We start from the raw sequence: 12,895 nt of genomic DNA, 5'->3' as shown, positions 1-12,895 counted from the left end.
TCAACAGCGTTGACCCTGCTTCTTTATATTGGATTTATATATAAACTGATTTATTAAATAAGATGTTTTTGCTATGTCAAACAATCGCCATTCACCCTTTTTACCCGTTGTTATTATTGCTGTAATTATCGCTATAACAGTAGCGGTGATTCTGTGGTTTAAACCTAATAATAGCAGCGTTAACGCCTCTCAATCTCTATCTGAAACGGACAATAATGACGCTGAAAATAACTCAATAAATATGGCTAATCCCAATAATGGCGCTGGCATGTCATCCAATAAAAATAGTACTCAATTTGCCACGGGGCTGGAGAATTTACCGCGCTCCTTGCAAGGTACCGACGTCGATGGTGAAATTATCATTGATGAAAACAAACAGCTGGTCGTCACTGAAGGCTTACGGCGCTTGTTTGATTATTTCTTATCAGCGCTTGGTGAAGAAGAGGAAGCCGTTATTTATGCCCGTGTGGAAAGCTATATTCGTAGTCACACGCCAGAACCTGCCGCCAGTCAAGCTGTCACTATATTCGACCAGTATATTGCTTATCTTAAGTCGATTCCTGATATAGAAAACCGTTATGGGAATTTACAGTTGCAAGCAACAGAAAAGGGTGAATTAGATTTGAATGTCGTAGCACAGCAAAAGCAAGATGTGGCTAAGCTACGTCAGCGGCATTTTGCCAAAGAAACCATCATAGCGTTCTTTGGGGCAGAAGATGAATATGATGATTATAGTATCGAGATGGTAAGAATTAATCAAAACCAGCAGTTATCAGAGGCTCAAAAAGAAGCTGCCAAGCAAGACTATATCAGCCGTATGCCGGACAATTCGACCAAAGCTAATATTGCTAAGCAAGCCAATTTGAATGAATTAATGAGTCGCACCGAGCAAATGCAAGCCAAAGGTGCAACGGCTGAGGAGTTATATAATATGCGTCGCGATCTTGTCGGTGCACCAGCAGCAGCAAGGCTTGCACAAGTCGATCAAGAAGATGCCAACTTTGAGCAACGCTTTAATCAGTATCAAGCACAAAAACAGCGTCTGTTAAGCCAAAATACTGATAAAACGCAAGCTCAAACTCAAATCAACCAGATTGAGCAGCAATTGTTTAATGAGGCTGAACGCAAACGTCTGGCAGGTTATGCTGCTCTGCAACAACAGAAAGCTGCCGATACGAATTAACGAAAGAGACTAGCTACAGGTGTGAATTTAGAGGTAAATAAAAAGCAACTCTTAAAAATAAAACAAAAGTTTATGTGCTAACAGTTAGTAGGTAGCTTAGCAAGGCATGTTAGCAAAAATACCATAAAGTGGAACAAATATAGCGGTAATTGGTACTCAATCTATCATGACAGGCTTATAAGAAATGGGCATAATGGCCGCATTGTTTAGACTAAAGAAAACAAAAAATTAATCAGAGCAAACGCTACTGGTTAAAATGACAAACAATAATATTTTTACCTTTTTATATTAATATTTGAAACCTCTAGGAGTTTATATGAAAAACATGACTAAAATGATGCTGGCTGCTACTCTTGCTGTAGGTACATTGGCTGCTGGTTGCCAAACTACCCCTAGCGTTACTGCACCTGTTACTCAACCAATTACCTCTAATGCTTTACAAGCCTATGATTGGCAGCTTGTTGATGCCAAGCGTACCAATGGCGATAAAGTAAGTCAGTTATTCTTTGATCCAGCTAAGCCATTAACCCTAAAATTCTTTAAAGATAATGGCAATGACCGCGTTACATTTGTGAACACCTGCAATAACATGGGCGCTAACTACAGTGTTGAGAATGGTAATGTCGTATTAGGTAACGTCTTATCTACTATGATGGCATGCCCTGAGCCACAAGCAAGCTTTGATACGGCAACAATGGCGACTGTACAAGGTAAATATAGCATCAGTAATAACGCTAATAATACGCCTATCTTAACCATCACCAATAGCAATCAAGTTGCTCATTTTAAAGCTATCTCTAAATAATTTAGCGATTTAATATAAATGTTCTAAAAACTTGTATCGCAAAAATGCCTCACGAATAAGTGGGGTATTTTTTTGTCTAAAATTAGAAGGCAATGTACGTTACACTAGATGCAACGCTTGCATTTTGTGACCCTCTTATACGCATTCACAAGGCTTTATCGGACTTTATATGATGTTGAAAACTGCTGTATTAAAACCGACTATTAATATTCGCATGATAAGCGGCTGTGTTGTTATTCCAATATTTGCTATTCCAATACTCGCCATCCTGACGGGGTGTCAGACATTACCAAACAATATGTCTAAAGCGCCTATTGATATGAATAATCCGCTTACTGCGGCAATGCCAGCGATAGACCGGCAAGGCTACATTGCTTATGTAGAAGAGCAAGGTTTAGGAGCCGCGAAGGTATCGACACTGTATCGTATCCGTCCAGATGGCAGCGACCGCCAATTAATTGATCAGTTAAATGGCTATATCTATGCGCCTGCGTGGTCAGCCGATGGTCAAATGCTTGCTTATAGCAAACAAGCAGCGCGCCAGCACCCAAAGATTTATATTTATGAGCGCAAAAGTAAAACCCATAATTTGGTCGTGAATGCTGAGGGCAGCAATTTATCGCCGTCATTCTCACCTGATGGACAAAAATTGCTCTATAGTTCAACGGTTGGTGGTAATGCTGACATTTATGAGATGCGTTTAAGCGATGGCAGTACCAAACAGCTCACTACTTTGCCTAGCACTGAAGTGCAGCCAAGCTATGCAAGCGACGGGCAAAGCTTCGTTTATACCAGTGATAAAGTGCGTGCTGGACGCCCAAGCATTTATCGTTACCGCTTTGCTACTGGTAACGCCGCCCTTATATCGACAGGAGGCTATGCCGCCAGTCCTCAGCTTAGCGTAGATGGTCAGCGTTTGGCATATCTTAATGGACGCAAGGCAGCAGTTATGACCCTAGCAACAGGGCAAGTTATGAATCTTGCAGAAACTGGACTTGATGAGCCAGCGCGTCTATCACCTTCTGGACAATATGCTGTTTACCCGACACGTCATGCAAATTTAGGTGGGCAAGTGAGTAACCAAAGCAGTGGTAGCTTGGTGATCCACTCATTATCTGGTAATACAAGCTATGCTATTAGTAGCAAAGATGGGGGCGTTGTACGTTCACCGATTTGGGGGCGATAGTGGCGAAAGCTATGTATTATGTAATGAGATGCCTATATAATCACCAATAAAGAAACATAAGTTGATTATATGAATGTAAGTCTGGGATGTGCTTTTTTAGTTAATGGAGTCCAATAAGACCAGTTAAGACATAGCAATCCAGTCTAATGCTTCAAAATATAAAAATCAGATCATGTAGTATGAATTCTATTAAAGCCGAATTGAACAGAACTAATTCGAGTTAAGTCATATAGCATCAAATTGTGTAAACGAGTCATAAAAATACCTGATTAGGTGAGCAAAAGGACAGAGTGTGCAATGCAAGAATCTTTTTTAATATTTATCACTAAAATCAGTTTATACCCTACCGTTATCTTTACCGGTCTTGTAATGTTTGTCAGCTTATATTGGCTTGTCTCTTTGATAGGCATGGTAGATATGGACACCGTAGAATTTGGGGATTCAGGTAGTGATACTAACGTATCTGATTTATCATCCACTGGTTTTTTTACCGGTCTCATGCTTAAGTTAGGTCTTTATGGCGTGCCTTTAATCATCATCCTTAGCTTAGTCAGTTTGATTGGTTGGCTATTAAGCTATGTCTATACCAGTTTTCTACATCAGCGAATTGATTCTGGCATTTTGTATTATCTGTTTGGGACTGGGGCTTTAGTGTTTGTCTTAGTGGTGTCCATGTGGCTAACAGGTATTATCATTTCACCTATCCGCAAGAGCATCGCCAAAATTCCCAAACGTAATGCGGCAAACAACATCGGTAAAACGGCTATAGTACGGACGCTTAGTGTGACAGATAAGCATGGCGAAGCGGAGCTAAATGATGGCGGAGCAGGATTAATACTAAAAATTCGTCGAGATAGTGATAGCGTGGAGCAGCCACTAAAACAAGGCGATAAAGTGCTGTTGGTAGAGTATTTAAATGATAGCGGTGCGTACAGAGTCGCGCTTGCTAAAGACAAATAACAATAAAAACTAATCTACTTAACCAAAATTACTTAAATGATTTTTATCAGATAAAAACATTTTTTAGTTAAATAATTTCTAGTAGTCAATTATTAATAATAAATTATAGGCAAAACGAATATCTAATAACTATTTAATGAAACAATAATCACTATTGAGTAATGTATAAACGACAAATAATCTATTTAAAGGCATGGTATTAACTATTTTAAATTCGATTTGAATGTTCAAATTTAGGGAGTGAACGTGGATATACTTATTATCGTTGGCGTGGTTGTCATACTGGCATTTGTTTTTGTTATGGCAGCACTTTTGATGCTGAAAGCCTTTTATATTAAGGTGGAGCAGGGTACGGCGCTCATTATTAACGGGGTTAATAAAATTGCCGTACGTTTTGATGGTGGCTTTGTTTGGCCGGTTATCAACAAAAAAGAACTAATGAGAATCTCGCTTATCACCTTAGAGGTCGATAGACGAGGTAAAGAAGGACTGATTTGCGCGGATAACATGCGTGCTGACATCACAGTTGCGTTTTATTTGCGCGTTAATGAAACCGAAGAAGACGTCCTTAAGGTTGCTAAATCTCTTGGCGCTGAGAGAGCATCAGACAAAGTCGCTGTTAATGAGCTGTTTAATGCTAAGTTCTCGGAAGCATTAAAAACAGTTGGTAAGCAAATTGATTTCGTCAAATTGTTTGAAAATCGCAGTGAGTTTCGTGACAGTATCGTTAAAGAGATTGGCAATGATTTAAACGGCTATATCTTAGAAGACGTGGCAATTGATTACTTAGAGCAAACGCCAAAATTGTCGTTAGATTCAAGTAATATCTTAGATGCTGAAGGTATCAAAAAGATTACTCAACTGACGGCCTTTCAAAACATCATTACCAATGAGCTTGAGCGTGATGAAGAGCTAGCGGTTAAAAAGAAGAACGTTGAGACTAGAGAAGCTATGCTTGAGCTGGAACGTCAGCAAGCGGATGCCGAAGCCAGACAGCACCGTGAAATATCTTCTGTGATTGCACGTGAAACCGCTGAAACGCGCAAGATTGAAGAAGAAGAACGTAAAAAATCTGAGACAGCCGTGATCATGGTTGAGCAAGATTTGGCGATTCAGCGTGAAAATCAACAGCGTGAAATCGAAGTGGCTGGACAAAACCGCTTGCGTGCTGTCGTCATCGAAGAAGAGAAAGTCACGCGTGCTCGCGATTTAGAAATCGTCTCGCGTGAGCGTGAAGTTGATTTACAGCGTATCGAAGCTGAACGCGCGATTGAGCTTGAGAAAAAAGAAATCGCCAACGTCATTCGTGAGCGTATTGCAGTAGACAAAACCGTTGCTCAAGAAGAAGAGCGTATCAAGGAAGTCCGTGAAGTCAGTGAAGCTGAGCGTTCTAAGCAAACGCGCGTATTAGCAGCTGAAGCAGATGCGGAAGAAATCAAAGTACGTCAGGTGAAAAAGGCGGAAGCAGAAGAGCTATCTGCTAAGCATAAAGCCGTTGAGATTACCACGCTGGCTGCCGCCAATCTTGAAGCCGCTGCTAAGGATTCTGAAGCTAAAATAAAAATGGCTGAAGGTATTAAAGCGGAAGAGTCTGCGCATGGATTTGCTGAAGCAGCTATTCAAGAAGCCAAAGCATCATCGCTTGAAAAAGAAGGGATTGCCAAAGCCAATATTATCAAGGCCACAGGGCAAGCGGAAGCACAATCAGAACGGGAAAAAGGCATGGCTGATGCTGAGGTTATCGCAGCTCGCGGTGAGTCAAATGCTAAAGCCGAGCGTGATATCGGGTTAGCAAATGCTCAAGTTATCGCCGCTCGCGGTGAATCAAATGCTAAGGCTGAGCGTGAAGTTGGGCTTGCAAAAGCTGAAGTAACCCGCGCCCATTTCCAAGCGGAAGCCGATGGTCTGGTCGAGAAATTCAATGCCATGGGCAGCATGAGCAAAGAAGCTCGCGAGCACGAAGAGTTCCGTATGGGACTTGAAACGGCATTGCAAGAAGCGATGGCATCGATTGAAGCTGGTAAAGAGATTGCGAAAGAAAACGCTGAAGTATTGGCAGTGGCGCTACAAAAAGCCAAAATCGATATCGTTGGCGGTGAAGCGCACTTCTTTGATAACTTTGCTAAGTCATTATCGATTGGTAAAGCCATTGACGGTCTCGCTGGCAAGTCAGATACGTTGAGCGGCATTATCAATACGATGATGGCCAATCAGGTAATGAGCAAAGCCAATAAGCAAAGCGATGACAGACCTGCTTAATCTATAGCCAGTCTTAAATAAGAGAAGTATAGATGTTATCACGTACTGCTGGGATGAATTTTTCTTGCTTGCTGTGTTTGCGCAGACAGAGGCTGCGAAAAATTAATCCCAGCAGCACTGTATACTTTTAAAAATAGATTAACTATCAATATTGACCATGCACACAATAGTAAATGAAGAGTGTTATTAAAGTAAGTGGTGATCTAGGTTGCCATTTACTTTTTGCCAACTCAACGTCAACCCTGACAGTGAGTTGGTTAATCTAAAAAAACCGGCAGTGATTAATTGTTTTTTTAGATTAGCCAAGTGCTTATTTAATTCAAAAAATTCCTTAGATTTATCTTATTGCCTAAAAATAAAAATGGACGAGCAACGATGGCGGATACGCAGAATTCAATCGATTCAGGTAGCAAAGACCAACATAATAAAGCCGAGCAAACAGATCAGGCGGTTGCTTCAGGTAATGCTTATGAGCTTATTAAAAAACGCCTCACAGAGCAAGGCAGTCGTCTAGAGCAACAAACTGCCAAGCTGAATCATGCGCGCCTGCAAGAATTTGGCAGCACCCAGATGCAAGTCATTGCTCGCACACGTATTCGTACCGAATATAACTGTGTGGCGCAAGATATGGTACAAGTAGGCGAGTACCTGCTATTTGGCTACAATGTATTTATGGGTCTCAAACGTGCGAGTAATATCAAAGATGTGCTCTCGCTATATCGTTTGAGTGAGCCAGCAGAGGGCGAAGAAGAATACCAACTCGAGGAAGTAGAATTAAAAAACACGTTTTTAGATCAAGATGCCTTTGTCCAAGACTTCAATGAGTTATATCGATATTACAAACAAACGCGGCTAATCCAGCTGACGGCCAAAGACAGTAAATTACTGATGGCGTTTCAGATTGGTGAGCGTATCAGCGATATTCGCGTCTTTCGTTTTGCCTTGGATTTTAGTGAAAGCGTGCCAGAGGCTGCGCAAGTGGCTTATGTGGATAATCGTGGTGAGCGCGATATTGAGCTGCCGCCTGCCTATGATTTTGATTGGATAGAAACCACGCGTGATCAGATGATCAATGGCAAATATCCGCATATGAATATCTTAGATACGATATTTGTCGAAACCGTCGGTGGCGATCTAACCATTAAGATTGAGGATAATACGCAATCAGGACAAGGTATTTATAGCGAGCCTGTGAATGATCGTACCCAGTCATTGACCGATGCAGATATTGCTTATGCCAAAGTGGGCAGTTTAATTTTACTCAAAGTGTTGCCGTATCGAGAAGACAGTTACCGCTATTTTGTGTATAACACCTTGACCGAAGCCGTGCTGCGCTTAGATGTTATTGGACAATCATGTGTGCAGCTGCCTGAGGATCACGGCATTATTTTCCCTGGCGGTTATTACTTACAAACAGGCGAGCATAAGTTGTTTGATGCCAATCATGCCGGTGCTAAAAACTTACAATTTAAGCGTAAAATTGTCTCACCAAACGGTGAAGACGTTCTCTTCTTATTCTACGATGTCGCTAAAGGCGTCACAGGATTGTTTCCATATAACTTGATTAAAAAGCAATTGGCCAATCCCATTTACTGTAACGGTATGGCACTCGCTGAAGATGGTCGCTTGGTATTGTTTAGCGATCAAAGTGAAGCGTCGCGCATCCACCCGATGCAGATATGGCATACCCCTTATGCGTCACCTGAGTATGTGAGTGAGCTGCCTGAAAGTACCAGTTTTTACGGTAAAATCGGTAATAAAGAATTGGTACGCGGTATCTCCGATCTCTATAGCATCACCCGCCTCATCGACAACCAAAGCGTCTCACAAAAACTCTATGAAGAGCTTGCAGACAATACCAGCCGCCTTTTTGATAGTTATTATTGGCTATCAGAGCCTGAGCTTGATGAGGTTGCGGGCAGTATTAAAGAAGTCACCGCCACCGCTGAGCTGGTCATTGACGAGTTTGCCAAAGTACAAAGCATCCAAAAGCAAACCCAAAATGCGCTGAGCAATGCTGAAGAAAAACAAAACGACATCTTGCGGCAAATAAAAACCACCACCTTTGAGTCGGCAAGCGACTATGTCGATCAGTTGTCTGCGATTAGACGCCAAAAAGGCCATTTGGTTAGCTTAGAGGACTTGCGTTATTTAGACGGCGATAAGCTTAAAGCGTTGCAAAGTCAATTGGAGCTGTCCGAGGCTGAGCTTGCTGAACAAACGGTGCAATATTTAAGTGCTGATGATGCGTTATCAAGCTACGAAGGCGTTTTAGCTGATGTCAGTGAACGCTTAAATACCGCTGAAACCAATAGCGAGCTAAAACCCGTCCTAGAACAAATCGATGAAACGGCGCAAGGTTTAGACCTGCTGACTGAGCTACTAGGCACATTAGACGTTGCCGATGCGACCGTGCGTACGCAAATCATTGATGATATTTCTGCTATTTATGCTCGATTAAATCAAAGCAAAGCCAAACTCAATCACAAGCGCAAAAATCTCGGTTCTGCCGAAGCCGTTGCTCAATTTGGCGCGCAATTTAAACTGTTTGGTCAATCGATTGCCAATGCCTTATCGATTGCCAATACGCCCGAGAAGTCAGACGAGCAAATGGCAAAATTACTGGTGCAATTAGAAGAGCTAGAAAGCCAGTTTGCCGATCCAGAAACCAACAGCGGTGATCAGTTTTTAGCCGATATTATCAGTAAGCGTGAAGAGATTTACGAAACCTTTGAAAATCATAAGCAGCAACTGCTCGATGCGCGTAACCGCAAAGCCCAGAATTTAGGTGATGGCGCATTGCGTATGCTTGAGAGTATCAAAAAACGTACCCAAAGTACGGGGGTCACAGGATTTAAAGAAGAAGATGCGCTCAATACTTACTTTGCATCAGACGGACTGGTACAAAAAGTACGCGCTATCGCCAAAGACCTACAAGCGATGGGTTTTAGCGTCAAAGCAGATGACATAGACGCACGCCTTAAAGCCATACAAATTGAGAGCTATAAGAGTCTAAAAGATAAGTCTGATTTATTTGAAGATGGCGGTCAGATTATTAAATTGGGCAAGCACCGTTTTTCAGTCAATACCCAACCATTAGATTTGACTTTACTCAGTCGTCAGCAGTCAAATGGCGCGCGCGTACTGAATTTGCACCTAACCGGCACTGACTATTACGAAGTACTTAATAATGCCGAGCTGAACGCTTTACGTCCGTATTGGGATATGAATAGGGCCTCAGAGTCCGATACCGTGTACCGCGCAGAATACTTAGCTTATAGCGTTATTGAGAGTGCTAAAAACAGTCAAGACGGACTGACCGAAGCGCGCTTATATCAGGCTTACGATGAGACGCTGTTAACTTTCGATAGCAAGGGTGAGATAGACGAAGACAGTCCGCTACCTAAACTGGTCAGAGCTTATGCGACGCCGCGTTATCAGCTCGGTTATGACAAAGGTATTCATGACCACGATGCCACGCTGTTATTGCTGCAAATATTACCCACGCTACGTGAAGCGGGTTTGCTAATTTATACCCCGCAAGTACGGGCGTTGGCGCAATTATTCTATTGGCAATTGAGCCTCGTACAAGCACTTGGCTTAGAAGCACTACAGCAATTTGGTTATGATGCTTGGTTAAATGAGTCCGTACTAACGCGAGTGAGTAACTGGACAGATAGAGCCATCACCGCTGAACAACTGCGCCGTACGTTAGGTAGTGATACCGCCAAAGCGCTGTTGGTTGAAGACATGACGCACGTAATGCGTAACTTTGTTGCCGCTTATAGTGACGATAAATTTGGTTTAGAGGACAGCTCAGATTTAGAAACCAATCAAATTCATAAAGCCACTCTTTTTAATAATACTACTGTCTTTCAGCAAAGCCATGTCCAGCTTGCCAGTGAATATTTGGTCAGCGTCATGGGTCAAGTCAGTACGCCCAATGGCAATATCGAGTGGCAGACTAGCCAACAAGCCCAGCAGTTGTGCGAGCAGTTGAATAAAACTCTCAATAGTTCATCAGGAAACGCGCAAAATGGCGCAGGCTTTGAGCAATTACAATCCTCAGTTGGCAAGCTTGGATTGCAGCCCAAATCGGCCTATGAATTGCTGGCTACATGGTTCCATGCGCTACTTGACCAAATGTATGGCAATGCCGAAACGGCTGACAGTCAGAGCGAGTCAAGCGGCGATAATGCGCTTAGTGAAGAACAGCAGGCCAAAATCGAGGAAGAAAAAACCTTACGCCAGCAGCAGTTAGCAAGTGGTCGCCATTATGTGCCGGAAGCGATTACCGTCTTACTCACTCAACTCAATGATGGTCAAAAGGAAAATTTGGTACAGCGTCTTATCGAGTCAGGGATAAGCTTTGATAACATTGATAAAGGGGCAACGAGCACTTCGTTTTCATCGACCTCTTCATCGACTTCGCTGACCAGTCTCAATAATCCGCTGAATCAAGTCGCCAGCTTTGAGCGCAGCACAGGTAAAGTATCGCTTGAGAGTCAGGTCAAGCATCTACTAGGTGAGCATCAGCGTATCCAACATCAAACCTTAACCTTTGCCGTTGATGATTTCTTGAGTCGTTTGCATCATCATGATACGCAGGTTATTCCTGCCTATAGACGTTACCTAGCTCTGCGCTCAGAAATCTTGCGCGATGCCAAAGAAGCGTTGCGACTTGATGAGTTTATGCCGCGTCCCTTATCATCATTTGTGCGTAACCGTTTGATCAATGAGAGCTATTTGCCGTTAATCGGCGACAACCTTGCTAAGCAGATGGGCACCGTAGGCGAAGATAAGCGTACCGACTTGATGGGTATCCTGATGATGATATCGCCGCCAGGTTATGGTAAAACGACCTTGATGGAATACGTCGCCAATCGTTTGGGGCTAATCTTTATGAAGATTAATTGTCCTTCACTCGGTCATGATGTCACCTCGTTAGACCCTGAAAAAGCGCCTAATGCCACTGCACGAGAAGAGCTGAATAAAATAAACTTAGCCTTTGAGATGGGCAATAACGTCATGCTTTATCTCGATGATATTCAGCATACCCATGCCGAATTTTTGCAGAAATTCATCTCACTCGGCGATGGTACGCGCCGTATCGATGGCGTCTGGCAAGGAAAAACTAAAACCTATGACATGCGTGGTAAAAAGTTCTGCGTAGTCATGGCAGGTAATCCCTATACCGAAAGCGGTGAAGCCTTTAAAGTCCCTGATATGCTCGCTAACCGTTCTGATATTTATAATTTAGGCGATATCATGAGTGGTATGGAAGAGATATTCGCACTGAGTTATATCGAAAACTCGTTAACTTCTAACGCTGTACTTGCGCCACTTGCCAATCGTGATCTAGCAGATGTGCATCGCCTCATTAAAATGGCGAAAGCGGATAATGTAAATCTCGCCCAAGTACAAAGTAGCGAGTTGACTTATCCCTATAGCAGCTCAGAGATTAACGAGATTATCGCTATCTTGCGCCATATGTTTACCGTGCAAAAAGTCATTTTGAATGTTAATCAAGCCTACATTGCTTCTGCTTCGCAAGATGATAAATATCGCGTTGAGCCGATATTTAAGCTGCAAGGCAGTTACCGCAACATGAATAAAATGACCGAAAAACTCTCGGCGGTCATGAATGATAATGAGCTCAATCAACTGATAGATGATCACTATCTGGGCGAGTCGCAGCTATTGACCACAGGAGCAGAAAGCAACCTGCTCAAACTTAGCGAGATGCGCGGTGAGCTAACCGAGCAAGAAGCACAGCGTTGGGCGAAAATCAAAACGGATTTCTTACGTAACAAAGCCATGGGCGGTGAAGACGGCGATACTGGTGCACGTATCGTCGCCCAGTTGGTCGACTTGGCCAGCGGCTTTAACGCTATCAGTAGTCAGTTTGAAAAATACCTCACCCAAAATAACCCTGAGGAAATTGCTCGCTTACGAGAAGCGGGACAACAAGTGAAAATCGACGCTCAACTAGAATCACAAAAAATCCTCGCCGATAGCTTTATCACGGGTTTTGTAGATAACGCCAAAGTGGTCAGCGACAGCATCGATAATGGCTTTGAGAAAAGCATCAATCAGCTGATGCAAATCTATAAGCATGATCATAAAGCCGAAGGTGAGCAGCTCAAGCAAAGCCAAGAGATGCAGAAACAGCTGATGGTACAGCTGGTCGATGCGGTTGAACAACTGGCGCATAAAATGGCTGATGGCTTGTCTAATAGCTTAACGGAAAGCCTGCTTAAGAATGATGAGAATCAAACAGCAGATAGCGATATTCCTGATATTCATCAGCAAACTGTACTCATGGCAAACGCACTTAAGCAAGCGTTAGAACCACTCAATATGCGCATGGATGAAAAACTGGCCATTGATAGTAGTACCGATCAATCAGGCAAATTAATCGTCAATAGCCTCAATCGACTGAATAAAATATTTGATGATTATGACTAGGGTGTTGGTAATGGATGTAAACTACTGATATATG

Annotated in this window: 6 protein-coding genes; all 6 read left to right on the top strand. The window is 42.7% G+C overall.

All coding sequences use genetic code 11. From position 1 onward, the window contains the following. Positions 1 to 73: 73 nt before the first annotated feature. The 6 genes from CAN34_RS07245 (at position 74) to CAN34_RS07220 (ending at position 12,861) form a co-directional block, all read left to right on the top strand. The gene (locus CAN34_RS07245) at positions 74 to 1,183 is read left to right on the top strand and encodes a lipase secretion chaperone (RefSeq protein WP_089555077.1); all 1,110 of its coding nucleotides are present in this window, start codon (positions 74 to 76) and stop codon (positions 1,181 to 1,183) included. Between the two features lie 316 nt (positions 1,184 to 1,499). Next, positions 1,500 to 1,988: an META domain-containing protein gene (locus CAN34_RS07240; RefSeq protein WP_089555076.1), complete on the top strand. Its 489-nt coding sequence runs from the start codon at positions 1,500 to 1,502 to the stop codon at positions 1,986 to 1,988. 169 nt (positions 1,989 to 2,157) lie between these two features. After that, a complete protein-coding gene (locus CAN34_RS07235) occupies positions 2,158 to 3,174 on the top strand; it encodes a Xaa-Pro aminopeptidase (protein WP_254423127.1) in 1,017 nt (338 codons plus the stop codon). Positions 3,175 to 3,471: 297 nt separating this feature from the next. Next, a complete protein-coding gene (locus tag CAN34_RS07230) occupies positions 3,472 to 4,134 on the top strand; it encodes an OB-fold-containig protein (protein ID WP_089555075.1) in 663 nt (220 codons plus the stop codon). Between the two features lie 246 nt (positions 4,135 to 4,380). Continuing rightward, complete coding sequence (locus tag CAN34_RS07225) at positions 4,381 to 6,393, top strand: flotillin family protein (RefSeq protein WP_254423126.1); 2,013 nt, start codon at positions 4,381 to 4,383, stop codon at positions 6,391 to 6,393. 375 nt (positions 6,394 to 6,768) lie between these two features. Further along, a complete protein-coding gene (locus CAN34_RS07220; protein ID WP_089555074.1) occupies positions 6,769 to 12,861 on the top strand; it encodes a DNA repair ATPase in 6,093 nt (2,030 codons plus the stop codon). Positions 12,862 to 12,895 lie beyond the last annotated feature (34 nt).

It is taken from the genome of Psychrobacter sp. DAB_AL32B, from assembly GCF_002224105.1.
Taxonomy (GTDB): Bacteria; Pseudomonadota; Gammaproteobacteria; order Pseudomonadales; family Moraxellaceae; genus Psychrobacter.
Note: the sequence above shows the minus strand (reverse complement) of the source record. Positions and strands in the feature narration are given on the sequence as shown.